Source organism: Streptomyces sp. NPDC051217 (assembly GCF_044455465.1).
Classification (GTDB): domain Bacteria; phylum Actinomycetota; class Actinomycetes; order Streptomycetales; family Streptomycetaceae; genus Streptomyces.
The window spans coordinates 96,252-120,387 of the sequence record NZ_JBITEV010000011.1 but is presented as its reverse complement, the minus strand read 5'-3'; the positions used below and the strand labels follow the sequence as shown (position 1 = coordinate 120,387).

Below are 24,136 nucleotides of genomic sequence, written 5' to 3'. Positions count from 1 at the left end.
GACACAGGCACGGAGCGAGGTGTACGAACACCCCCATGAGCAGCACCACCAACGGCGGTATCTCCTTCTGGTACGCCCAGGACGGCATACCGGCGCCCCGCGAACCCCTCCCCGGCGACGCCACGGCCGACGTGTGCGTCGTCGGTGGCGGCTTCACCGGCCTGTGGACGGCCTACTACCTGAAGAAGGCCGTGCCCTTCCTCAACATCACCGTCCTTGAAGGCAGGTTCTGCGGATACGGCGCCTCCGGCCGCAACGGAGGCTGGCTCTACAACGGCATCGCCGGCCGCGACACCTACGCCCGCACCCACGGCCACGACGCCGCCGTCCGCCTCCAGCAGGCCATGAACGCCACCGTGGACGAAGTCGTACGCGTCGCCGCCGAAGAGACCATCGACGCCGACCTCCACCAGGGCGGCGTCCTCGAAGTCGCGAACACCCCGGCCCAGCTCGCCCGGCTCAAGGACTTCCACACCGCCGAGATCGCCTTCGGCGAGACCGACCGCGTCCTGCGCGGCGCACGCGAGACCGCGGAGCGCGTACGGGTCACCGGAGCCGTCGGCTCCACCTGGACCCCGCACGGCGCCCGGCTCCACCCCGTCAAACTCCTCAAGGGCCTCGCCGACGCCGTCGAAGCGCTCGGCGTCACCATCCACGAGTCGACGCCGGTCACCGGGATCAAGCCCAAGCACGCGATCACCCCGTACGGCACGGTCCGCGCGCCCTACATCCTGCGCTGCACGGAGGGCTTCACCGCCAACCTCAAGGGCCAGCGCCGCTCCTGGCTCCCCATGAACTCCTCGATGATCGCCACCGAACCGCTGTCCCCCGAGATCTGGGACACCATCGGCTGGGCAGGCCGCGAAACGCTCGGCGACATGGCGCACGCCTATATGTACGCCCAGCGCACCGCCGACGACCGCATCGCCATCGGCGGCCGGGGCGTCCCCTACCGCTACGGCTCCCGCACCGACAACGACGGCCGCACCCAGCCCGCCACCATCACGGCCCTGCGCGACATCCTGGTCCGCTTCTTCCCCACCACCGCGGGCGTCCGCATCGACCACGCGTGGTCCGGCGTCCTCGGCGTCCCCCGCGACTGGTGCGCCACGGTCACCCTCGACCGCGCCACGGGCCTGGGCTGGGCGGGCGGCTACGTCGGCTCGGGCGTCGCCACGACCAACCTCGCGGCCCGCACCCTGCGCGACCTGATCCAGCAGGACTCCGGCCAGGGCGGCCCCACGGACCTCACGACCCTGCCCTGGGTCAACCACAAGGTCCGCAAATGGGAACCGGAACCCCTGCGCTGGCTAGGCGTCCACACCCTCTACGCGGCCTACCGCACGGCGGACCGCCAGGAGTCCACATCCCACACCCCCACGACCCCCCGCCTGGCCCGCGCGGCCAACCGCGTCTCGGGCCGCCACTGACACCCAAGAACAGCGAGAAGCCCAGGTCACGACAGATGACCTGGGCTTCGTTGAGCCCCCTGTCGGATTCGAACCGACGACCTACGCATTACAAGTGCGTTGCTCTGGCCAACTGAGCTAAGGAGGCGCGCGTGAAAACTATAACCGGCATCGATCACAGGTCGGACGGGAATTTCATGGGCGCCCAGCTACTGACAGATCTTGAAACGGGGGGTACCGTCACCTCAAGTTCATCCAGGTGGACTAGACCCATCCTCCGTCCCACGGCGGGGGAGCCATTCCTTTACTCGGATCGTCCGGCACGTTCCTGCCGGTGAAGGGACCACATCACCATGGCCACTGTCTCGTTCGACAAGGCGACCCGTGTGTACCCGGGTTCCACCAAGCCCGCCGTCGACCAGCTTGAGCTCGACGTCGCGGACGGCGAGTTCCTCGTACTGGTCGGGCCTTCCGGCTGCGGCAAGTCGACCTCCCTGCGCATGCTCGCGGGTCTTGAGGACGTCAACGGCGGATCCATCCGCATCGGTGACCGCGACGTCACACACCTGCCGCCGAAGGACCGGGACATCGCGATGGTGTTCCAGAACTACGCGCTCTACCCGCACATGTCGGTCGCCGACAACATGGGCTTCGCGCTGAAGATCGCCGGCGTCAACAAGGCCGACATCCGTAAGAAGGTCGAAGAGGCCGCGAAGATCCTCGACCTCTCCGAGTACCTGGACCGCAAGCCGAAGGCGCTCTCCGGTGGTCAGCGCCAGCGTGTGGCGATGGGTCGCGCGATCGTGCGTGAGCCGCAGGTGTTCCTCATGGACGAGCCGCTGTCGAACCTCGACGCCAAGCTCCGTGTCTCGACCCGTACGCAGATCGCCTCGCTCCAGAGGCGCCTGGGCATCACGACGGTGTACGTCACGCACGACCAGGTCGAGGCCATGACCATGGGCGACCGGGTCGCCGTCCTCAAGGACGGTCTGCTCCAGCAGGTGGACTCGCCGCGCAACATGTACGACCGCCCCGCCAACCTCTTCGTCGCCGGCTTCATCGGCTCCCCGGCCATGAACCTGGTCGAGGTCCCGATCACCGACGGCGGTGTGAAGTTCGGCAACAGCGTCGTCCCGATCTCCCGCGAGGCGCTCTCCGCCGCGGCCGACCGCGGTGACAGCACCGTCACCGTCGGTGTCCGCCCGGAGCACTTCGACATCGTGGAGCAGGGCGGTGGCGACGCCGCGACGTCGCTGTCGAAGGAAGCCGACGACGCGCCGGCCGGTCTGGCCGTCACCGTCAACGTCGTGGAGGAGCTGGGCGCCGACGGTTACGTCTACGGCGACGCGCAGGTCGGCGGCGAGCACAAGGACCTGGTGGTCCGTGTCGACGGCCGTGCCGTTCCCGAGAAGGGCGCCAAACTGCACGTCGTGCCGCGTCCGGGCGAGACGCACGTGTTCGCGTCGTCCACGGGCGAGCGCCTCAGCGACTGACCGCGCACCGCGGCTCACCGCGACCGACCTGAAGAACGTACTAACGGCCCCGCACTTCGGTGCGGGGCCGTTTGCCTTTGGTCGCTCCGGCGTTCAAATACCCCGGCACACCGGCCATTTCGAATCGTGTGCGTCAACACCCGATTCGAAAAGACCAGTCGAACCATCCCTCGGCCGAGTGACTAAATGTCGCCAAATCATCACTGACCGCTACGCTCGCCTGCGTGACCCACACAGCCCGCCGAATCGGCCGAACTCTCGCCCTCGTACTGCCCGTCGTCCTCGTACTCTCCGGAACCCTGGCGGTCGCGACCGTCCCGTGGGCGGCGAAGACCTCCGAGGCACAGATTCTCACCGCTTCCTCGGACAAGGCATCCGTACGCGCCAAGTCCCGTGCCCCGCAGGACGTTCTCCGCGACAAGCTGCTCGTGGAGCTTCAGGAGAAGGACCCGGGCATCGCCCTGACCCACCTCCAGCGCCAGATCGAGGAGCGCCCCTCGCTCGCCAAGCACTGCATGTCCCTGGCCCGCGCGCTCGGCCGGGCCGCTGTCGCGCACTACGGACCCACCCGCGCGCAGTCGTTCTCCCGCCCCGTCTGCGACACCTCGTTCGCCTACGGGGTCTCCCAGCAGACCGCGGGGCACTGAGCGCCGGCTCCCCGACCGCCCCGCCTATCGTTCACGGCATGATGACGTTTCCGACGCAGGCCGTGGTCCTCGCGGGCGGCCAGGGGTCGCGCCTGCGCCCGTACACCGACGACCGTCCCAAGCCGATGGTCGAGATCCCCGGGACGGGGACCCCGATCATCGGCCACCAGCTCGCCTGGCTGGCCGCCGAGGGCGTCACGGACGCCGTGATCTCGTGCGGCCATCTCGCCGAGGTGCTCCAGGAGTGGCTGGACTCGTCGGAACTCCCGCTGCGTGTCACGACCGTGGTGGAGAACGAGCCTCTGGGGCGCGGCGGTGGCCTCAAATACGCCGCCGCCCGGCTGCCCGACCCCGCTCTTCCCTGGTACGCCACCAACGGCGACATCTGGACACGTTTCTCGCTGCGCGAGATGGCCGCGTTCCACGCCGAGCGCGATGCCATCGCGACGCTGGCCCTCGCCCGGCCGCGGATCCCCTGGGGGGCCGTGGAGACCGACGAGTTCGGCCATGTGCTGGACTTCATCGAGTCGCCGCCGTCGCCGTATCTGATCAACGCCGGTGTGTACGTGTTCTCTTCGGCGTTCGCGAGTCTGCTGCCCGAGCGCGGCGACCACGAGCGGACGACCTTTCCCCGGCTGGCACGCGAGCGGAGGCTGGCGGGCTTTCCGCTGCCGCAGGGCGCGTACTGGCGTGCCATCGACACCGCCAAGGACCTCACCGAGGCCGCCAAGGAGCTGGCCGGCGCCGCGCGTTGACACCGCCGCGCTGACACCGCCGCGCGTCGACACCGGCATCGGCGTGGCGTCCGCGTCGGCGTGACGTCGGCTCTGAGCGCTTGTGACGGGACTCGCGCGCTTCGCGCCGTACCGGACCGCCCCAACCCCGCAGACGGGCGCACAGCACGCGTACGAGGGCGGCCACCCGGTCCCGCCGGGTGGCCGCCCTCGTACATGCTCCGGTTTTCTCCGCCGCGTCAGCCGAGCAGACCGCCGATCGGGTTCCTGGCGCCACCACCACCGCCGCCGGTGGACGAGCCGCCCCCGCCGCCCGTGGTGCCGCCCCCGTCGCCGCCGCCGGTCGTGCCGCCGCCCGAGCCACCGCCGCCCGTCGAGCCGCCACCGCTCGTGGCGGGACCCTGGCTGCTGGACGGCGGGGGTGCCTGCTGCGATGTCTGCGGGGGCGCCTGGCCGGTGCCCTGCGACTGGCTGGGCTGCCCGCCCGTGCTGGTCCGGCCTGGCTGTCCGGCCGGTTCCTCGCCGGGCGCCGACCGCTCGGCCGCGGGGCCGCTGGTCTGGCCGGCCGTCGGGGTGGCGCCGCCGCCCTTCTCCCGGGCCTCGCCGGTGGGCGTGCCGGACGCGCTGCTCCGGCCGGACTTCTGCGGCAGCGGCGATCCGGGCAGCTGGTTGACCGGGTTGTTCGGTCCGGGCACGGTCACCATGTCCGTGGACCGTACGGCTCCGCCGAGGATGGAACCGATGAGCAGCGTCAGGCCGATCACGACGGTCGCGACGACCGCGCCGCGGCGCAGGACGCGGCGCCGCAGGTCCCTGAGGTGGGAGCGCGGGCCGAGCTTGCGCCAGGCCTCGCCCGCGAGGCGTCCGTCCATCGAGTAGACGGGGGCGCCCGCGATGATCAGCGGGGACCAGGCGGCCAGGTAGATGATGTCGGGCGCGTCGTACGCGGGGACGGTGCGCCAGCTGACGGTGAGGATCAGCGCGGCCGAGAGCAGCGCCCCGAAGCAGGCGGCGAGCCGCTGCCAGAGGCCGAGGACAGTGAGGACACCGGCGACGACCTGGAGGAACGCGACGCTGAGTCCGGCGCCGACGGGGTGCGAGAGGGCGAAGTCGCGCAGCGGTTCGGCGAGGGCCCAGGGCTGGAGCGAGGTGAGCCACGTGACCATGGAGCCGCGCTTGCCGCCGTCGAAGTAGACGGGGTCGCAAAGCTTGCCCATGCCCGCGTAGATGGAGATGAGGCCGAGGAAGACGCGGAGCGGCAGGAGCACCACTCCGAGGTTCATGCGCCGGCCCGGGTAGTAGGCGTGCCGAACGGCGGCGTCGGCGGCCTGTGCGCCGGAGATGTCGTGGCGCTGTCCGCGCGGGTCGTCGTAGTCGTCGTAGCCACGCCCGTCGCGCCCGTCGCGGCCGTCGCGGCCGAAGTCGCGCTCGTACTCGCGGTCGTCACGGTCGTCGTGCTCGCCGCGGTGGCGTGCGCCGCCCGCGCCGTACAGATCGACCGTGTCGCCGTAGCTGTCGTGCTCCGGGGTGTCGTACGCGCCCACGGCCCGCCGCATGGGAGGCAGCAGGGGCGTGCCGGACCCCTGGCCGCCACCGTGGTGCGGTACGCGGGGGGTCGGCATGGTGTCGTCGCCCAGGTCGATCCGTGGGATGACCTGGGTGGAGCCGGTGACCCCCTGGTCGTAGGAGCCGCCCGCCGTCTCGGCGAGGCTCCCGCCGGCCGCCGGGACCGAGGAGTTCCGTACGGCCTGGAGGAGCCCGGTGGCTCCGAGGTCGCCCGGTTCCGACCTGCCGCTCCAGACGACGGGGGCCCGGCGGCGTGCCGCGCCGCCGCGGCCGCTCATCGCGGGGATCCGCGCGGTGTCCGCCGTGGCGCGTGCGGGGCTGGGGCGCTGGCTCGGCGGGAGCTTCACCCGAAAGCTGGCGTGGTTCACGATGACCTGCGCGGGATCGCAGTCCACCTTGATCATGCTCAGCGGGGGCTGTTCGTCGAACCCGGGCCGGGGCTTTCTGGTGTCCACACTCATCTAACCGAGTGACTTGTGTTTAGGACACTGCTTTGACGGCCGGTAAATGTCCGAGACCCGTCAAGAGTGGCGGGATGAGGACATTCGTACGAAGACCGGGCCATCCGGCCCACACCCGGCCGCCCGGCCCGACCGCCCCGCGCCGGGCGCACGCCCGGCCCGATCCCGGCGCCCGACCAGCACCCCGACCACCACCCAGACCACCGGGACTGCCGCCGACTCAGGCGCGGCGGCGAGCCGCCTCGTACAGCACCACTCCGGTCGCGACGCCCGCGTTCAGCGATTCGGCGCCGCCCGGCATCGGGATCCGCACCCGGAAGTCGCAGGTCTCGCCGACCAGCCGGGACAGACCCTTGCCCTCGCTGCCTACCACGATCACGACCGGTCCGCCGAGCGCCGGGAGGTCGCCGACCTCGGTCTCGCCGTCGGCGGCGAGACCGACGATCGTCAGGCCCGCCTTCCGGTAACTCTCCAGCGCGCGGGTCAAGTTGGTGGCGCGGGCGACCGGCGTACGGGCCGCGGTGCCGGCCGAGGTCTTCCACGCGCCGGCGGTCATCCCGGCGGCGCGCCGCTCGGGCACGACGACGCCGTGACCGCCGAAGGCGGCGACGGAGCGGACGACGGCGCCGAGGTTGCGCGGGTCGGTGATGCCGTCGAGCGCGACGATCAGCGGGTCCTCGCCCTCGTCGAAGGCGGCGGCGGCCAGGTCGTCCGGGTGCGCGTACTCGTACGGCGGGACCTGGAGCACCATGCCCTGGTGGTTGAGGCCGTTGGTCATACGGTCGAGCTCGGGCCTGGGGGCTTCCATCAGGTGGATGCCACCGCGGTCGGCGGCGAGCTGAAGGGCCTCGCGCACGCGCTCGTCGTTCTCGATGTACTGCTGTACGTAGAGCATCGTCGCCGGTACGCCGTCGCGCAGCGCCTCGAAGACCGGGTTGCGGCCGACGACCATCTCGCTGGTGCCCTTGCCGCCGCGGCGGGCGACCTGGCGGCGGGCGGTCAGCTTGGCCTTGGAGTTGGCGACACGGTTCTGCACGTGGCCCTTGCGGGCGGACGCGGGCGGTGTGGGGCCCTTGCCCTCCAGGCTGCGGCGTCGCTTGCCACCGCTGCCGACCTGCGCGCCCTTCTTGTTGGACGTGCGGCGGTTCCTGCGTTGGCTGTTCCCGGCCATGACCTACCTGTTTCGTTGCTTTCGTCGGTTCGTGGACACGTCACTTCGTTCACGCGAGTGTGCCGTCCGGCGGCCGGACAGCACAATCGGGGCCCCGTCAGGGCCCGTGGGCTCACCGCGGCTCCGCCTCTTCAGGAGGTCGCGGCGTCGGCCCCGCTCAGCGCGGGCCCAGTGTCCACCGCGGGCCCGTCGGGCTGTCCTCGATGACGAGTCCGGACTGCTGGAGCTGGTCGCGGATGGCGTCGGCGGTGGCCCAGTCCTTGCGGCCACGCGCGGCCTCGCGCTGGTCGAGCACCAGCCGTACGAGGTTGTCGACGACCCCGTTCAGGGTGGTGACCTGCCCGTCGAGGCCGTCCTCGCCCGCGCCCGCTCCCGTCCAGTGTGCGTCCAGCGGGTCCAGACCGAGAACACCGAGCATCGCGCGGACCTCGGCGAGGCGGGCGACCGCGGCTTCCTTGTCGTCGGCGCCGAGCGCCGAATTCCCCTGCCGGACCGTGGTGTGGATGATCGCGAGGGCCCCCGGGACACCCAGGTCGTCGTCCATCGCCTCGGCGAAGGCGGGCGGCACCTCGTCGGCCGGCTCGACGGTGTGGCCGGCCAGCTCGGTGGCGCGATGGACGAAGCCCTCGATCCGCCCGAAGGCGGACTCGGCCTCGCGCAGCGCTTCCTCGCTGTACTCGATCATCGACCGGTAGTGCGGGGTGCCGAGGTAGTAGCGCAGGACGATGGGCCGCCAGTGCTTGACCATCTCGCTCACGAGCACCGAGTTGCCGAGCGACTTGGACATCTTCTCGCCGCTCATGGTGACCCAGGCGTTGTGCACCCAGTACTGGGCGAAGTCGTCGCCGTACGCCTTGGCCTGCGCGATCTCGTTCTCGTGGTGCGGGAAGACCAGGTCGAGGCCGCCGCCGTGGATGTCGAAGGCGCTGCCGAGGTACTTGTGCGCCATCGCGGAGCACTCCAGGTGCCAGCCGGGCCTGCCGGGGCCCCAGGGGGTCTCCCAGTAGGGCTCGCCGGGCCTGGCGGCCTTCCACATGGCGAAGTCGCGCAGGTCGCGCTTGCCGGTCTCGCCCTCGGCGGAGGGCTGGCGCAGATCGTCGATGTCCTGGTTGGAGAGCTGGAGGTACTCGGGGAAGGACCGCACGTCGAAGTAGACGTTGCCCTCGCTCGCGTAGGCGTGGCCGCGCTCGATGAGGCCGCGCATCATCTCGATCATCTCGGGGATGTGGCCGGTGGCGCGCGGCTCGTAGGTGGGCGGGAGGCAGCCGAGGACGTCGTAACCGCTGTTGAAGGCGCGCTCGTTCTCGTACCCGATCGCCCACCAGGGGCGGCCCTGCGCGGCCGACTTGGCGATGATCTTGTCGTCGATGTCCGTGACGTTCCGTACGAAGGTCACGTCGTAGCCGCGGTAGGCGAACCAGCGCCGCAGGATGTCGAAGTTGAGCCCCGACCTGATGTGCCCGATGTGCGGGGCGGCCTGCACGGTGGCGCCACAGAGGTAGATCGAGACACAGCCCGCGACGAGCGGGGAGAAGTCACGGATCTGCCGGGCGCCGGTGTCGTACAGCCGAATGGTCACGCAACAAGGGTAGTGCTCCGGAGACAGTGCCCCGGGCCCCTTGGGGCCACGGGACACCGAAGCGTGACGTTGGGCGCGCCGGGCGGCCCTCGTCAGAGGTGGTCGGAGCGCCGGCGGGCGTTCTGCCGGGCGCTGTCCGTCATCGGACAGCGGCGTGGCGCCGGACGCAGGGCCGGAGCGCGGTGGCGTCAGATGCGGCCGACGACCTTGCGGGGTGTGATCCGGACGATGACGCGCCGGCCCTCTCCCGCCCCTTCGGGGTTGAACTCGGCGTAGACCTTGCCGGTGTACTTCAACGACAGCTCGTCGATGAGCTCCTGTCCGCCCTCTGTACTGAGGGTGGCCGAGCCGCGGATCTCCGCGTACGCGTACGGGGCGTCGAAGGGCTGGAGCATGACGGTCACCCTCGGGTCGCGGCGCAGGTTCTCCGCCTTGCGGCGGCCGGCGGCGGTCGAGACGAGGATGTCCTCGCCGTCCCGCTTCACCCATACCGGGGAGACCTGGGGGCTGCCGTCGGGCTGGATGGTGGCGATGGCGACGAAGACGGGGCCGTCGAGAAGCTTCTTCAGCTCGTCGGAGAGAAGGGAGGGTGCCATGGGTGATGCCTTCCTACGGAGGGGGCCACTGAGGTACGCGGACCCGACGATGATTCGTCAACCGGCTCCGGACCCAAGGTATTTCGGACCGCGCGGTCCTGTCGGCCCGCGGGCGGGTCGGCGCGTCTGTCCGCGCGGGCGTCAGTCCGCGCGCACCAGCAGTGCCGTGGCGATCGCCGCCAGGCCCTCGCCGCGCCCGGTCAGCCCGAGCCCGTCGGTGGTCGTGCCCGACACGGAGACGGGCGCGCCGACGGCCAACGACAGTGCCTTCATCGCTTCGGCGCGCCGCTTGCCGATCTTCGGCCGTACGCCGATGACCTGGACGGCGACGTTGCCGATGACGAAGCCCTCCGCGCGGACGATCCTGGCCGCCTCCTTGAGGAGGGTGACGCCGGAGGCGCCGGACCACTCGGGCCGTGAGGTCCCGAAGTGGGCGCCGAGGTCGCCCGCACCGGCCGCGGAGAACAGCGCGTCGCAGGCGGCGTGGGCGGCGACGTCGCCGTCGGAGTGTCCGGCGAGGCCGTAGCCGTCGTTCTCGGGGCCGTCCCACAGCAGGCCGGCGCACCACAGCTCACGCCCGGCCTCGAAGGCGTGCACGTCCGTACCGATGCCGATCAGCGGCAGACCGGCGAGTGGCGTGGTGCCTCCGGGCACGGCGGCGGACTCAGAATCCATCGTTGGCCCTCCTGCGGGCGAGTACGGCCTCGGCGAGCAGCAGGTCCAGCGGCCGGGTCACCTTGAAGGCCTCCTCGTGGCCGGGCACGACCACGACGGGCTCACCGAGCTGCTCGACGAGCCCCGCGTCGTCCGTCGCGCCCTGGCCGGCCAGGGGCACGGTCAGATGCGCGCGTACGAGCGTCTCCCGGTCGAAGCCCTGCGGAGTCTGTACGGCGCGCAGCCGAGCGCGCTCAGGGGTGGCCACGACAGGCTCGGGCTGGTCCCTCTCGCCGGGCTCCACCTCTTTGACGGTGTCCGTGAGCGGCAGGGCGGGTACGACGGCGGGCGCGCCGGCCCGTACGGCGTCGACCACCGCGTCCACGGTGTCGACCGGCACGAGCGGCCTGGCGGCGTCGTGGACGAGAACGGTCGTGATGTCGTCCGGCAGGGCCTCCACGCCGAGCCGTACGGATTCCTGGCGGGTCCCGCCGCCGGGCACGACGAGGTAATCCGTGCGTGTGGGCAGCGAGTGCTCGTCGAGGAGCAGCCTCACCGCCGCGGTGTCCTCGGGCGGGGCCACCAGGACCACGAGGGAGACGGCGCGGGAGGCCGCCATGGCCCGTACCGCGTGGACCAGCATCGGGGTGCCCCCGAGGCCGCGCAGCGCCTTGGGGGCGCCGGGGCCCAGCCGTATGCCACGGCCCGCCGCGGGGATCACGGCGGCGGTGCGGTGTCGGCTCGATTCGTCTGACATCGGTTGCACTCCGGCAGGTTTGTTTCCTCGGCCGACATGGGTATGGCCTCAAACGTGCCGGGCGCGGCACCTTGACCGGACCCTTCCGTGACACTGGTTGAGACCAGCTGCGCCAGCTGCCCCGGGCCCGGCACACCAGGAACCGGCACAGGCGTGTGTGCCGGATGCAGTGCGGACACGGGGACTGCGGGAAATTCGGTTGGTGTGACGGGGTGTCACAGCCGAGAGTAGATCTTAGGGCCAGACGAGACCGTTGAATGTGGGCCCTGAAGAGATTCCACCCGTGAGATTTCCCAGGCGCGGAGCAATGGGCATGCCGCAGTGCCCGGCGACGCAACATGGAAATCACTGCTGGTCAGCGGGCACCGCGGCATTCATGCGTGGTCCTGTTCACGCCCGGCTGCTGATCGGGGCAGGTCTGCGCTGACGCACACACCGTCCGTGTGGAGCAGCCGGGACATCCGGGTCAGGCCCCGGTCAGGACGCGAGAACCTCGTCGAGCAGGGCCTCGGCCTTGTCCTCGTTCGTGTTCTCCGCGAGAGCCAGCTCGCTCACCAGGATCTGGCGCGCCTTGGCGAGCATGCGCTTCTCACCTGCGGAGAGTCCACGCTCTCGTTCCCGACGCCAGAGGTCACGGACCACTTCGGCGACCTTGATGACATCGCCGGAGGCGAGCTTCTCAAGATTTGCCTTGTAGCGCCGGGACCAGTTCGTCGGCTCTTCTGCGTACGGCGCCCTCAGCACCTCGAAGACCCGGTCCAGCCCATCCTGACCGACTACATCGCGTACTCCGACGAACTCCGCATTGTCCGCGGGGACACGAACCGTCAGGTCGCCCTGGGCGACCTTGAGCACCAAGTAGGTCTTGTCCACGCCTTTGATCTGACGAGTTTCGATAGCCTCGATCAGCGCGGCCCCGTGATGGGGATAGACCACGGTGTCGCCAACCTTGAACGTCATGTGACAGGTACCCCTTCCGTGGCTATCCAGGGTAACACGGGAACGGCTTCTTCTGAATGGCGTTTTCGCAGGTCAGGACGGTTCTCGGGGCTTGACAACAGCAATAGGAACGTGCTGCGAGCGGCTTCCGGAAGCGGGTATTCGCAGGTGGGAGCGGCTACGAAGCCGCACGGAAACACACGTGTTCCACCACCCGGAACCCTGTCCCGAGGGGGTGAACGTCCCCATTTGTCTGGTTCCAAGGGCGGAACTTCCCCTACTCCGTTCGGATGTCGGTCGCACGTACGGGCGGAAGTGTGAACCCAATCGGAATTTGATCACCGGGGCCCTCGCCGGAGACGTATCGGGCCGGGTATGAAGTGGCGTAACGCACCGCGTATGGCATGGGTTTCAGAAGCGGTCGGGCGCTATTCGTAAGGAATGTGTGTCGGGTCGGGGAATTGATCACCGGACTTATGTGAACGGCGTACTAAACGTGTCCTCGCCACTCACTTGCGTTCTCCGCAGAGAAGGACGGGCGGCGGGGACCGCCGTGTGCCGGGCGCCGTTGAGGGCGGGTCGGGTGCGAAGGCGCGAGGGGGGCTCGGTAACCTGGGCCCGCTGAACCATCGTTGACCGTCATTAGCCTGTCCGTACGTCCAAGGAGTTGCCGCCGCCGTGAGCCGCAGCCTTCGACGCGGCACCCTCGCCGCGTCTGCCATCGCGTTCTCGATCGCCTCGCTCGCCGCGTGCGGTGCCGGCATCGATGCGCAGACACTCGGCGTCCGACCTGACAACGCCGCGACCTCGATCGGCGACATCACCGTCCAGAACGCCACGGTCGTCACCCAGCCGAAGGCCACCGACGACGGCCCCGCCATCGTCACGGCGAAGGTCTTCAACAACGGCCGCACCCAGCAGACGCTCGACGCGATCACGCTGCCGGACAGCGGTGCCACGGTGAAGATCACCCCGGCGAAGGGCAAGGGCCCGCTCACCGTGCCCGCCAACGGCTCGGTCCTGATCGGCGGCGAGGGCAACGCCTCGGCCGTGATCGAGAGCGGCGACGAGGGGGCGCGCAACGGCGACGTCCAGCGGGTCGTCTTCCAGTTCAGCGACACCGGCGATGTCGCGCTCGATGCCTTCGTGGTGCCGGCGACCGGCCCCTTCACCGACTTCGGGCCGAGCGCGCTGCCCACGCCGCAGGGCGAGGAGTCGGCGCAGCCCGGATCCCCCTCGGAGACGCCGTCCGGTGGCGCCGGCGACGGCGCGTCCGGCTCGCCCTCGGACGGGGAGACGGACGGGCCCGCGGACGGCGAGACGGACGAGGAGACCGGTGCTCCCGGCGGCAACGCCGAGGAGGGCACCGTCGAGGGCGCGGACGAGGGCACCGACCAGGAAGACACCCCGGCGACGGACGCCGCGTCCGCGTCGACGAACACCGAGCACTGACGCGGGACCGGCGGTCGCGGACCCGCAGCCGTACGCGTAAGGGCGCCGCACCGGGCATCCCGGTGCGGCGCCCTCATACGCGTAACGCCGTACATGTGCCGCTTCACGCGCGCGCGACACGTAGACCCGCGCTCACGCCCGCGACGGACGCGGATCGAAGCAGGGGCCCGGGACTGGAGGGTTGGGGGCGGTTTACGGCTCGAACTTGTAGCCGAGACCGCGCACCGTCACCAGATACCGGGGCGCCCCCGGGTCCGGCTCGATCTTGGCGCGCAGCCGCTTGACGTGGACGTCGAGGGTCTTGGTGTCCCCCACGTAGTCCGCGCCCCACACCCGGTCGATGAGCTGCATACGGGTCAACACCCGGCCCGCGTTGCGCAGCAGCATCTCCAGGAGGTCGAACTCCTTCAGCGGCAGGTCGACCTTGCCGCCGGAGACCGTCACGACGTGACGGTCCACGTCCATCCGGACCGGCCCCGCCTCCAGTGCGGCCGGCGCGACCTCCTCCGGCTCGCCCCTGCGGCGCAGGACGGCGCGGATGCGCGCCACCAGCTCCCGCGAGGAGAAAGGCTTGGTCACATAGTCGTCGGCTCCTATTTCCAGGCCGACGACCTTGTCGATCTCGCTGTCCTTGGCGGTCACCATGATCACCGGGACATTGGACTTGCCGCGCAGCTGGCGGCACACCTCGGTGCCGGGCAGACCCGGCAGCATCAGGTCGAGGAGGACGAGATCGGCGCCGTTGCGTTCGAACTCGTCGAGCCCCGCGGGCCCGGTGGTCGCGATGGCGACCTCGAAGCCTTCCTTGCGGAGCATGTAGGAAAGGGCGTCGCTGAAGGATTCCTCATCCTCGACGACGAGCACTCGGGTCACGGAAGGACCTCCGGGGCAGGGATCTCAGTCGATTGGTCAAGATCGTTGACGTCGTGAAAGCGGCGCTGGGCGACTTCGTCCGGGCCGGTGGGTGTGCGGTCCCGTCCGGCGCCCGCCTCGGGGAGCCTCAGGGTGAAGGTGGAGCCCTGGCCTTCGGAGCTCCACATCGTGACCTCCCCGCCGTGCGAGGCGGCCACGTGTTTGACGATGGCCAGGCCGAGGCCCGTACCACCGGTGGCTCGGGAGCGGGCCGGATCGACGCGGTAGAACCGCTCGAAGACCCGCTCACGGTCTTTCTCGGAGATGCCGATCCCCTGGTCGGTGACGGCTATCTCGATCAGATCCCCGCCGGGCGCGGCCACATGCCGGGCCGCGACGCCCACACGTGTGCGGGCCGGGGAGTAGTTGACGGCGTTCTCGACGAGATTGCCGAGGGCGGCGGCCAGCTGGCCGCGGTTACCCCAGACTCGCAGATCGGCGGCGCCGCCGGCAGCCATCGTGATCTGCTTCGTGGACGCGGCGTGCCGGGACCTGTCGATGGCCTCGGCGACCAGTTCGTCCACACGTACCGGTTCGGCGTCCTCCAGCGGGTCGTCGTTCTGCACCCGCGAGAGGTCGATGAGTTCCTGTACGAGATTGGTGAGCCGGGTCGCCTCGATCTGCATACGGCCGGCGAAGCGGGTGACCGCCTCGGGGTCGTCCGAAGCGTCCATGACAGCTTCGGAGAGCAGGGAGAGCGCCCCGGTGGGGGTCTTGAGCTCATGGCTGACATTCGCCACGAAGTCACGCCGGACCGCTTCGATCCTGCGCGCCTCCGTGAGGTCCTCGACCAGGAGCAGGACGAGACGGGAGCCGAGCGGTGCCACCCGGGCCGAGACGGCCAGGGCCTCGCCGCGGCCGGTGCCACGCCTGGGCAGATCCAGCTCCACCTGACGTATCTCACCGTCGCGACGGGTGTCACGCGCCATGTGCAGCATCGGGTCGACGGCCAGTTTGCCGCCCCTGACCAGGCCCAGCGCGTACGCGGCGGAGCTGGCCTTGACCACCGAGTCGCTTTCGTCGAGCACGACGGCGGAGGAACGGAGAACGGAGAGGACGGTGTCGACGCCGGGCGGAAGACCAGCCTCCGTATGCAGTGAGCTACGGGTGGGCCTGGCCTGGTCGCGCTCGCTCCAGCGGAACGCCAGCATGGCGATCACGCCGGTACATGCCCCGGCGATCGCTGCCAATGCGGCGACTGCCGCGTTCACGTCCATGCATCCAGGTTATGCGGGGTGGGCAACACTCTCCCAGCCGTACCGGTGTCTCCTGGAACACTCGTCGCCCAGAGTTCACTGTGGGGAAAGTGCCGGTTCACTTGGGAGGGAGCATCCGGACTCCTGGCGGGCCGAACGTGGCACCGTAGGGGGCTCGGAAGCTTCCTGCCCCCTGGCGGTCCGTCGGCGGTCCGTGTGACAAGGACGACGTCGTTCGGGGGCCATGACACCTACTCGGACACCCCGGACCACCAGCACGAAAATCCAGAGAGGGACATCCCATGCGGGACGCGTACCACGAGGAACTTGACTCGATCGGCGAGGACCTGGTCGAGATGGCCCGTCTGGTCGGGTCGGCGATCGGGCGCGCCACCACGTCCATGCTGGACGCGGATCTGAAGCTCGCCGAGAGCGTGATCGCCGCCGACCAGAAGGTCGACGACCTCCAGCACGACCTGGAGGCCAGGGCCATCGCACTGCTGGCACGGCAGCAGCCGGTCGCCACCGATCTGCGGATCGTGGTCACGTCGCTGCGGATGAGCGCGGACCTGGAGCGCTCGGGCGACCTGGCACAGCACGTCGCCAAGCTGGCGCGGCTCCGCTTCCCGGCCCACGCCGTGCCGCACGACCTGCACGCGACCATCCTGGAGATGGGGCAGCTCGCGCAGCGGCTGATGGCGAAGGCGGCCGAGGTCATCATCACCAAGGACGTCGACCTGGCGCTCCAGCTGGAGCAGGACGACGACGAGATGGACCTGCTGCACCGCACGCTGTTCCAGCATCTGATGGACGACCGGTGGAAGCACGGCATCGAGACGGCGGTGGACGTGACGCTGCTCGGCCGGTACTACGAGCGGTTCGCCGACCACGCGGTGTCGGTGGCCAAGCGCGTGGTGTACCTGGTGACGGGTGAGCACGCGGACGAGATCCAGCAGGCGGAGGCGCCGGTCGAAGGGGCCTGACGGCCGGGTTCGAACCTCCCGGGCGTCAAGGGTTTCGGGCGGTTTCGGGGCTCCGGGGCTTCGGGGCTTCGAGGGCCGTGGCCGGGGGCGCAGGGGGCGTATCGGGGTGGTACTGGAGAGCGCCTGCGCGCATGCGCCGTTGATGCGCCCGCCACCGGGGGGATGCAATGGGCGAAGACCCCACCCCGTACTCCCATGCACGCCTTCGAGGAGGAACCCATGGCCGAGTCCCCCATGACCGAAACCCAGCAGGAAGCGCCTCTCGAACGGGCGCGGCTGCCGATCCTCGGCGCCTGCGGCTGTGGCTCGGGCTGCGGCTGCGGCTGCCAGTCGGGCGGGCCGTGCGCCTGCGGGGGCGGCTGCGGCTGACCAGGACAAGGGCCCGGTCCGGTGGTGGACCTCCACCCGGACCGGGCCCTGCAACGTACGAACGGCTCCCGCGTCCTACTGCGTGAGGGACGCCGCGACCCGCTGGACCGCCTCGACCACCGGGACACCCACCCCGCCGACCACCGTCGCCACTCCGGCGATCGCGGCCAGCGCGCGGCGGAATCGGCTCTCGTCCCCCGCGCCCGCGGTGAGTTCGTTCAGGGAATCGTCAATGACCGTGCGGTCCGCGGGACTTACCTGGCCCCGGAGAACCTGCACCGCCGCGATCATTTCGCGGAAAGCCACTTGAGGGTCGGCGTGCGCCGAATTCTTGATCATGCCGATGTTGCCGTCGCCGTGCTGCTCGACCGAGTCGCCGTAGTAGTTACTCGTGTTCACGTCGTTGCCTTCTTCCCCACGTTGTTGTTCCCGATCTGCTTGATCACATCACCGTGGTAGTGCTTCACGTTGTAGGTGAATGCCGCCTCGGCATTGTCGATGGCGTCCATGATGTCGTGGACGATTCGGATGACCAGATCCCTGTCGTCACTGGTCAGCGCGTGATTGGGTGATCCGGCCGTCTCGATCACCAACGAGTAGAGCGTGGGCGTCGACAGGACGCGGATGAGAAGGAACGCCTTGTAGGCGAGGATCGCCAGGACGATGGCGACGACCCAGGTCACGTACCCCGAGGTCTCGTCACCGCCGGCGCTGAGCGCAGCCGAAACGACGACACCCAGAATTCCCCATGTCAGAAAGGCTTTGACGAAGCTCCATATCGCTGCCCCGCGATTGATGACCGTCTCCAGGGTCGACGCGCGTGCGATGTTCTGCAACGGATAGGCCTGGCTGCCCACCCACAACACACGTCGGCTGACCTGAACTTGGATGAGCTCGCTCTTGTACGACATCGTGCGTACCCCCCTGCGGTGGAGGTTCAGGATCCCCCTCCGAGGCCCCCCGCCGCCAGGAAATAGGCTTACTCGACGGAGCGTATTTTCACTGGTCGCGGCCGTGCGCGGCCTTTGGGGCAGGAGTTCTCACAAGTGACTGCCGGGAAATGAAAAAGGCCCTCCGCCCGAGCGAAAACAGCTCGAACGAAGGGCCTTTATTCGAAAACTACTTCTTCTTGCCCTGATTCTTCACGGCCTCGATCGCCGCCGCAGCGGCGTCCGGGTCCAGGTAGGTGCCGCCCGTCTTCAGGGGGCGGAACTCCGCGTCCAGGTCGTAGGCGAGCGGGATGCCCGTGGGGATGTTGAGACCGGCGATGTCCCCGTCCGAGATGCCGTCCAGGTGCTTCACCAGCGCGCGCAGGCTGTTGCCGTGCGCGGCGACCAGGACCGTACGGCCCGTCAGCAGGTCCGGGACGATGCCGTCGTACCAGTACGGCAGCATGCGGACCACGACGTCCTTCAGGCACTCGGTGCGCGGGCGCAGCTCCGGCGGGATCGTCGCGTAACGCGGGTCGTCGCTCTGCGAGTACTCGGCGCCGTCCTCCAGCTCCGGCGGCGGGGTGTCGTACGAGCGGCGCCAGAGCATGAACTGCTCCTCGCCGAACTCCGCGAGCGTCTGCGCCTTGTCCTTGCCCTGGAGCGCGCCGTAGTGCCGCTCGTTCAGGCGCCAGGAGCGGCGGACGGGGATCCAGGAGCGGTCGGCGGACTCCAGCGCCAGCGTGGCGGTGCGGATCGCGCGCTTCTGCAGCGAGGTGTGCAGGACGTCGGGCAGCAGACCGGCGTCCTTCAGCAGCTCACCGCCGCGCACGGCCTCCTTCTCGCCCTTTTCCGTGAGGTTCACGTCCACCCAGCCGGTGAACAGGTTTTTCGCGTTCCATTCGCTCTCGCCGTGGCGGAGGAGGATCAACTTGTACGGTGCGTCGGCCATGGGTCCGAGCCTAATCGAACGTTCCCGACTGACGCCTGCCGTCAATTGACTGGCGGCTCGGCGACGCGCGTACGTAAGTTGCATTTGGCTACTCGGCCACTTACACCGCCAGTGCCGGTCCCCACGGGCCGGCCCGCCGGCCCTCGGGGGGAACGACGATGTCCATCGCCGGACTGGGACGCGCCACGGGCGAGAGCGTCAGAAGGAGCGTCTCGGGGCTGCCCCGTGAGTTCTGGTGGCTGTGGACGAGCACCCTGGTCAACCGGCTCGGCGCCTTCGTCGCCACCTTCATGGTGCTGTACCTCACCATGGAGCGCGGCTACTCGGCGTCGTACGCCGGTCTCGTCGCCTCGCTCCACGGCCTCGGCGGGGTCATCTCCTCCGTCGGCGCGGGCGTGCTGACCGACCGGCTCGGGCGGCGGCCCACGCTGCTGATCGCGCAGTCGTCGACGGCCGCTTCGGTGGCGCTGCTCGGTTTCATGCAGGATCCCGCGGCCATCGCCGCCGTCGCGTTCCTCGTCGGCATGACCTCCAACGCCTCGCGCCCCGCCGTCCAGGCGATGATGGCGGACATCGTGAAGCCCGAGGACCGGGTGCGCGCCTTCTCGCTCAACTACTGGGCGATCAACATGGGGTTCGCGATCTCGTCGGTCGCGGCGGGCTTCATCGCCGAGTTCAGCTATCTCGCCGGATTCCTGGGTGAGGCGGCGATGACGCTGGCCTGCGCCGTGGTGATCTTCCTCAAGCTGCCCGAGTCCCGGCCCGAACGCGTCCTCGTGGACGGCAGGAGCCAGCCGGAGACCGGGATGCGGACGGTGCTGCGGGACGGCCGCTTCATGAGTGTGGTGGTGCTGTCGTTCATCGTGGCGCTGATCTTCCAGCAGGGGTTCGTGGGGCTGCCGGTAGCGATGGGCACGGACGGGTTCAGCAGCTCCGACTTCGGGATGATCATCGCGTTCAACGGTGTGCTGATCGTGGCGCTCCAGATCCCGGTCACCCGGTACATCGAGCACCGGGACACCCGCGGGCTGCTGATCCTCTCCTCGGCGCTCGCGGGGTACGGCTTCGGGCTGACGGCCTTCGCGGGGTCGCTGGCGGTCTACGCGCTGGCGGTGTGCGTGTGGAGCATGGCGGAGATCATCAACGCGCCCACGCAGACCAGCCTCGTGGTGCGGCTGTCGCCGGTCCACGGGCGGGGCCGCTACCAGGGCATGTACACGATGTCGTGGGCGGTGGCCGGGCTCGTCGCGCCGCTGATGTCCGGCTTCGTGATCGACCACTACGGCGCGGACTGGCTGTGGGCCGCGTGTGCGGTGCTGGGGACAGTGGCGGCGGGTGGTTACTGGCTGCTGATGAGGGGGTTGGGGGAGGGCGAGCCTGTCGGCTCTGTCGCATCCGTCGACGTGGGCGACGTGGGCGGTTCGGGTGTGGCGGGTGTGGCGGGCGCCGACCGCGCGCCGTCGGCGCGGCCGGAACCCGTACTGCCCGTACCGCCCGTTGAGCCCGTACTGCCTGTGGAAATGGCGAAGTCCGTCAAGCCGGTGGAGCCCGCTCCGTAGGCGCTCAGCGAACGTCGAGCTCGCGCTGCGCCTCGTACAGATTGCCCGGCCGCATGTCCTGGGGCCTGCCGTACGACTCCAGCCGCGTGTTCAACTCGCCCTGGAAGTCCGGCACATCGATCTGCCCGAACTCGCGCACCTCGCTGATGCCGGCCGTCGCGCTGTACGGCGCGATCCCGTCGATCTTGACCAGCCCGGCGCGCTCGTTGAGCACCGTGATGTTCCAGTGGGTGAACCGGGCCCCGTAGAGCGGTCCGGCGGAGGCGTCGCCGCCATGCGTCCCGTTGTTGTCGACGGTGATCTCCGTACGGAGGTTGGCGAACGGCAGCCCCCGGTGGGTGTCGAAGGTGCCCATCTCCATCACGCCGCGCGACCAGACGTTGTAGCTGGAGAGCCCCTCGACGTTGATGCCGTGCAGTTGGGTGCCCGCGGGGGCCGGGACGGTCCGCGCGCCGATGAAGAAGTCCTCGATGAGGTTGTCGTGCGAGGCCTCGCGGCAGAAGTACGGATGGTGCGAGCCGCGCCCCTCCACACGCGTACGGCGCAGCGTGCAGGCGGAGGCGGCGACGAGACCGAAGCTGTTGTCGGCGTGCCGGACGGTGACATCGTCCGCCCAGCAGTCGTACGCGCACTGGAAGGTGACGCCGTTGTGGCCCTTGTCCAGGAGATGCGCCGACTGCGGCGTCTCGACCGCTTCGAGCGTCAGCCCTTCCACACCGGACCCGGTGAGCGGCGTGACGAGTGTGGTGATCATGGTGTTCCACTCGGGGCGGATGTCCACCGGGAGCGGGCGTTCCAGGGTGAGTTCGCGTCCTCTTACAGAGGTGACGCGTACGGGCCACTCGTACGGCACGTAACTCAGCAGCTTCGACTTGTCCGACCAGTCGTACGCCTCCGTCGCCGGACCGCCGCCCGACATGTGCTCCAGGAGCGTGTGGTCGGGGTCGTCCGCGACGCGGAAGAGGACGATCTCGCCGCTCTCGATCCGCGCCGCGTCCTCGACAGTCACCGTGCGGTCGCCGCGGCGGGCGGGTGCGACGGCGGTGAGGGGCTCGAACTCGGTGCGTTGGTTGCCTGTCCAGCCCTCCAAGGGCCAGTGCTTGGCCCTGATGGCCTCGATGAGGGAGTTGAGCCGTGCTTCCGGCGCGAGCCAGATGAGGCCGCCCGCCCAGGACCAGCTCGACTTGTCGCCGCCGAATCGGCTGCCGTACGGGCCGATCAGCTCGGTGAGGTTCTTCGTGGCGTACAGCTTGGTGCGCTTGCTGCCGGCGCCGCGCAGCACCACGTTGCTGTGCGAGATACGGATGATGTCGTCGATGCGGTAGGTACCCGCGGGTACGAGGACCGTGCCACCGCCGCGCCTGCCCGCTTCGGCGATGGCACGGTTGATGGCCGGGGCGGCGTCGGCGGAGCCGTCGTTCCTGGCGCCGTACGCGCGGACGTCGGCGACCACGCGGGGGCGCGGGAAGCGGTCGGAGCCGGCGCGCTGGCCGGCCCGGCCGACGTAGGGGATCTGAGGGTGGGTGAAGGGCGACTTGGCGAACTCACGCCAGAGCGCGGAGGTGCGTGGAGCGCCCGCCGGGCGCGGGGTCGCCGCGGACGCCGAGCCGACACCGAAACCCGTTCCGGTGGCCGCGACCCCGGCCGCCGCGACGGCGATGGCACCGGCGAGCAGACCTCGTCTGCTGATGGTCCGTCGAACGTTCCCCACGATCTCAACCTCCACATATGTGAACCAAGTTCAGGTCTGCGGTCATCGTGAGCATGCCACGGTGCGACTGAGGTAGGGAAGAGTCGTGCAGGGGGTCGCGGTCAGCTCGATGAGGGCTGGGTCAGACGCGTGAACGCGTCGAGGTTCCTCGTGGACTCACCACGGGAGACCCGCCACGCGTACTCCTTGCGGATCGCGCTCGCGAACCCCAGCTCCAGAAGGGTGTTGAAGGAGCCGTCGGCCTCTTCGAGCACGGACCCGAGCAGCCGGTCCACCTCGTCCTCGGTGACGGCGGGCAGCGGCAGCCTGCCGGAGAGGTAGATGTCGCCGAGCCGGTCGACCGCGTACGCGACCCCGTACAGCTTGAGGTTGCGCTCCAGCAGCCAGCGGTGGACGCCCTGCTCGTTCTCGTCCGGGTGCCGGACGACGAAGGCGTTGACGGAGAGGGCGTGCCGGCCGACGCGCAGGGAGCAGATCGTGGAGAGCTTGCGGGTGCCGGGGAGCGTGACGACGAAGGAGCCGGGCCCGGGGCTCTCCCACTCCAGGCCGGAATCGAGCGCGGCGGACTTCAGGGCGCGCTCGACGAGGTGGGTGGCGCGGGCGGTCTCGTCGGCGGGGGGCGCGGCGTCGGTGCTCGCGTCGGTACTCCCGCTGCTCGCGTCGATGCTGCCGCTCGCTTCGGCTCGCGCTTCGTCAGCCATGGTCCGAGCGTACGCGACCGTGGTGATCATGCACGGCGGCCGTGTAGACGTCCGCCGTCGCCGACGCCGCCGTGTCCCAGCCGAAGGACTGGGCGTGCCGCGAGGCCGCCTCCCCCATCCGCTCCAGGAGCTCGGGCCGGTCGATGTAGCGGGCGAGCGCCTGGGCGTAGGCCTCCGGCTCGTGCCCGGGGATCAGGAAGCCGGTCTTCCCGTTGCGTACCGCGACCGGAAGGCCGCCCACAGCGGCGGCGACCACCGGGGTCCCCGTCGCCTGCGCCTCGATGGCGACGAGGCCGAAGGACTCGCTGTACGACGGCATGACCAGCACGGACGCCGCGCGGAACCAGTCGGCGAGCGCCTCCTGGCCGACCGGCGGACAGAACCGTACGACATCGGCGATACCGAGCCTGGCCGCGAGCTTGTGCAGCCCCTCCGGCCGTGCCAGACCGCTGCCGCTCGGGCCGCCCACGACCGGAACGACCAGCCTCTTACGGAGGGTGGGATCGCGGTCCAGAAGGACGGACACGGCGCGCAGCAGGACATCGGGAGCCTTGAGCGGCTGGATACGGCCGGCGAAGAGCGGGACGAACGCGTCCTGCGGCAGCCCGAGGCGGGCGCGCGCCGCCGCGCGGCCGTCGGACGGGCGGAAGAGATCCAGGTTCACGCCGGGGTGGACGACCGCGACCTTGCCGGGCTCGGCGTCGTAGAAGCGGACGAGTTCGTCGGCCTCCTCGGAGGTGTTCGCGATCAGCCGGTCGGCGGCGCGCACGATCTGCGTCTCGCCGATGACGCGGGCCGCGGGCTCGGGTGTGTCGCCTTCGGCGAGCGCGGCGTTCTTGACCTTGGCCATGGTGTGCATGGCGTGGACGAGCGGCGTGCGCCAGCGCTCGGCGGCGAGCCAGCCGACATGGCCGGAGAGCCAGTAGTGGGAGTGGACCAGGTCGTAGTAGCCGGGGCGCTGGCCCGCCCAGGCCTGCATCACGCCGTGCGTGAAGGCGCACAGCTGGGCCGGCAGCTCCTCCTTGGCCAGCCCTTCGTACGGACCGGCGTCCACGTGCCGTACGAGCACGCCCGGCGCCAGCTCGACGCTCGGGGGAAGCCCGCCGATGGTCGAGCGCGTGAAGATCTCGACCTCGATGTTGATGGCCGCCAGGCGCTTGGCCAGCTCGACGATGTAGACGTTCATGCCGCCCGCGTCGCCCGTCCCCGGCTGGTGCAGCGGGGAGGTGTGGACACTGAGCATGGCGACGCGCCGCGGTTTGCGGGGATGGCCGGTAATCCGGAGCCGGGGTGGTGACACCAGGGTGCCGGCAAGCCTGGACACGTACTGGCTCACGTCGACGGCCTCTCGCTCGGAGCATGACTA

Annotated in this window: 23 protein-coding genes and 1 tRNA gene; 8 read left to right on the top strand and 16 right to left on the bottom strand. The window is 70.0% G+C overall.

Annotated features, from left to right (window positions below; translation table 11 throughout):
- Window positions 1-35: 35 nt before the first annotated feature.
- Entirely contained in the window at window positions 36-1,430 is a 1,395-nt protein-coding gene (locus ACIBBB_RS24140) for an NAD(P)/FAD-dependent oxidoreductase (RefSeq protein WP_398985264.1), read from the top strand.
- Between the two features lie 53 nt (window positions 1,431-1,483).
- Here the strand turns inward: ACIBBB_RS24140 and ACIBBB_RS24135 are convergent.
- Window positions 1,484-1,557 (bottom strand) — tRNA-Thr (locus tag ACIBBB_RS24135).
- 205 nt (window positions 1,558-1,762) lie between these two features.
- On the opposite strand from ACIBBB_RS24135, the gene ACIBBB_RS24130 reads away from it, so the two are divergent.
- From ACIBBB_RS24130 to ACIBBB_RS24120, 3 genes are all read left to right on the top strand, one after another.
- Window positions 1,763-2,902 (top strand): ABC transporter ATP-binding protein, encoded by a 1,140-nt coding sequence (locus tag ACIBBB_RS24130; protein WP_398985262.1) that lies wholly within the window; start codon window positions 1,763-1,765, stop codon window positions 2,900-2,902.
- A 224-nt stretch (window positions 2,903-3,126) separates the two neighbouring features.
- The gene (locus ACIBBB_RS24125) at window positions 3,127-3,549 is read left to right on the top strand and encodes a hypothetical protein (RefSeq protein ID WP_398985260.1); all 423 of its coding nucleotides are present in this window, start codon (window positions 3,127-3,129) and stop codon (window positions 3,547-3,549) included.
- Between the two features lie 38 nt (window positions 3,550-3,587).
- Window positions 3,588-4,304 (top strand): NDP-sugar synthase, encoded by a 717-nt coding sequence (locus tag ACIBBB_RS24120; RefSeq protein ID WP_398985258.1) that lies wholly within the window; start codon window positions 3,588-3,590, stop codon window positions 4,302-4,304.
- A 218-nt stretch (window positions 4,305-4,522) separates the two neighbouring features.
- Here ACIBBB_RS24120 and ACIBBB_RS24115 read toward each other — a convergent pair whose 3' ends face one another.
- The 7 genes from ACIBBB_RS24115 to ACIBBB_RS24085 all read right to left on the bottom strand — a co-directional run bounded on the left by ACIBBB_RS24115 (window position 4,523) and on the right by ACIBBB_RS24085 (window position 12,027).
- Entirely contained in the window at window positions 4,523-6,310 is a 1,788-nt protein-coding gene (locus ACIBBB_RS24115) for a DoxX family membrane protein (protein WP_398985256.1), read from the bottom strand.
- 220 nt (window positions 6,311-6,530) lie between these two features.
- Entirely contained in the window at window positions 6,531-7,481 is a 951-nt protein-coding gene (rlmB, locus tag ACIBBB_RS24110) for a 23S rRNA (guanosine(2251)-2'-O)-methyltransferase RlmB (protein ID WP_398985254.1), read from the bottom strand.
- Between the two features lie 157 nt (window positions 7,482-7,638).
- Entirely contained in the window at window positions 7,639-9,060 is a 1,422-nt protein-coding gene (gene cysS / locus ACIBBB_RS24105; RefSeq protein WP_398985252.1) for a cysteine--tRNA ligase, read from the bottom strand.
- Window positions 9,061-9,248: 188 nt separating this feature from the next.
- The gene (locus ACIBBB_RS24100) at window positions 9,249-9,656 is read right to left on the bottom strand and encodes a PPOX class F420-dependent oxidoreductase (protein ID WP_398985251.1); all 408 of its coding nucleotides are present in this window, start codon (window positions 9,654-9,656) and stop codon (window positions 9,249-9,251) included.
- Window positions 9,657-9,797: 141 nt separating this feature from the next.
- Window positions 9,798-10,331 (bottom strand): 2-C-methyl-D-erythritol 2,4-cyclodiphosphate synthase, encoded by a 534-nt coding sequence (gene ispF, locus ACIBBB_RS24095; protein WP_398985249.1) that lies wholly within the window; start codon window positions 10,329-10,331, stop codon window positions 9,798-9,800.
- Entirely contained in the window at window positions 10,321-11,067 is a 747-nt protein-coding gene (gene ispD / locus ACIBBB_RS24090) for a 2-C-methyl-D-erythritol 4-phosphate cytidylyltransferase (RefSeq protein WP_398985246.1), read from the bottom strand. The genes ispF and ispD overlap by 11 nt, the downstream gene beginning before the upstream one ends.
- Window positions 11,068-11,544: 477 nt before the next feature.
- Window positions 11,545-12,027: a CarD family transcriptional regulator gene (locus ACIBBB_RS24085; protein ID WP_003953493.1), complete on the bottom strand. Its 483-nt coding sequence runs from the start codon at window positions 12,025-12,027 to the stop codon at window positions 11,545-11,547.
- Window positions 12,028-12,684: 657 nt separating this feature from the next.
- On the opposite strand from ACIBBB_RS24085, the gene ACIBBB_RS24080 reads away from it, so the two are divergent.
- A complete protein-coding gene (locus tag ACIBBB_RS24080; protein WP_398985244.1) occupies window positions 12,685-13,458 on the top strand; it encodes a DUF461 domain-containing protein in 774 nt (257 codons plus the stop codon).
- A 192-nt stretch (window positions 13,459-13,650) separates the two neighbouring features.
- Here ACIBBB_RS24080 and ACIBBB_RS24075 read toward each other — a convergent pair whose 3' ends face one another.
- Complete coding sequence (locus ACIBBB_RS24075; protein ID WP_189110519.1) at window positions 13,651-14,331, bottom strand: response regulator transcription factor; 681 nt, start codon at window positions 14,329-14,331, stop codon at window positions 13,651-13,653.
- A complete protein-coding gene (locus tag ACIBBB_RS24070) occupies window positions 14,328-15,587 on the bottom strand; it encodes a cell wall metabolism sensor histidine kinase WalK (RefSeq protein ID WP_189110520.1) in 1,260 nt (419 codons plus the stop codon). The genes ACIBBB_RS24075 and ACIBBB_RS24070 overlap by 4 nt, the downstream gene beginning before the upstream one ends.
- A gap of 281 nt (window positions 15,588-15,868) precedes the next feature.
- On the opposite strand from ACIBBB_RS24070, the gene phoU reads away from it, so the two are divergent.
- Entirely contained in the window at window positions 15,869-16,549 is a 681-nt protein-coding gene (gene phoU, locus ACIBBB_RS24065; protein ID WP_398985242.1) for a phosphate signaling complex protein PhoU, read from the top strand.
- Between the two features lie 219 nt (window positions 16,550-16,768).
- Window positions 16,769-16,918 carry a hypothetical protein gene (locus ACIBBB_RS24060; RefSeq protein ID WP_398985240.1) on the top strand — a complete coding sequence of 50 codons (150 nt, stop codon included), beginning with the start codon at window positions 16,769-16,771 and terminating at the stop codon, window positions 16,916-16,918.
- A gap of 75 nt (window positions 16,919-16,993) precedes the next feature.
- Here the strand turns inward: ACIBBB_RS24060 and ACIBBB_RS24055 are convergent, their stop codons facing one another.
- From ACIBBB_RS24055 to ACIBBB_RS24045, 3 genes are all read right to left on the bottom strand, one after another.
- A complete protein-coding gene (locus ACIBBB_RS24055; protein ID WP_398985238.1) occupies window positions 16,994-17,317 on the bottom strand; it encodes a hypothetical protein in 324 nt (107 codons plus the stop codon).
- Window positions 17,314-17,829 (bottom strand): DUF6232 family protein, encoded by a 516-nt coding sequence (locus ACIBBB_RS24050; protein ID WP_398985235.1) that lies wholly within the window; start codon window positions 17,827-17,829, stop codon window positions 17,314-17,316. The genes ACIBBB_RS24055 and ACIBBB_RS24050 overlap by 4 nt, the downstream gene beginning before the upstream one ends.
- 208 nt (window positions 17,830-18,037) lie before the next feature.
- Window positions 18,038-18,799, bottom strand: a complete 762-nt coding sequence (locus ACIBBB_RS24045) for a phosphoglyceromutase (RefSeq protein WP_398985233.1) — start codon at window positions 18,797-18,799, stop codon at window positions 18,038-18,040.
- 158 nt (window positions 18,800-18,957) lie between these two features.
- On the opposite strand from ACIBBB_RS24045, the gene ACIBBB_RS24040 reads away from it, so the two are divergent.
- Entirely contained in the window at window positions 18,958-20,358 is a 1,401-nt protein-coding gene (locus ACIBBB_RS24040) for an MDR family MFS transporter (protein WP_398985231.1), read from the top strand.
- Between the two features lie 4 nt (window positions 20,359-20,362).
- Here the strand turns inward: ACIBBB_RS24040 and ACIBBB_RS24035 are convergent, their stop codons facing one another.
- The 3 genes from ACIBBB_RS24035 to mshA form a co-directional block, all read right to left on the bottom strand.
- The gene (locus ACIBBB_RS24035; RefSeq protein WP_398985229.1) at window positions 20,363-22,069 is read right to left on the bottom strand and encodes a glycosyl hydrolase family 28-related protein; all 1,707 of its coding nucleotides are present in this window, start codon (window positions 22,067-22,069) and stop codon (window positions 20,363-20,365) included.
- 101 nt (window positions 22,070-22,170) lie between these two features.
- Window positions 22,171-22,770, bottom strand: coding sequence for a YbjN domain-containing protein (locus tag ACIBBB_RS24030; RefSeq protein WP_398985227.1), 600 nt, complete (start codon window positions 22,768-22,770; stop codon window positions 22,171-22,173).
- On the bottom strand, window positions 22,763-24,106 hold the full coding sequence (mshA, locus tag ACIBBB_RS24025) for a D-inositol-3-phosphate glycosyltransferase (protein WP_398985225.1): 1,344 nt from the start codon (window positions 24,104-24,106) through the stop codon (window positions 22,763-22,765). Before mshA ends, ACIBBB_RS24030 begins: the two co-directional genes overlap by 8 nt.
- Window positions 24,107-24,136: the final 30 nt, after the last annotated feature.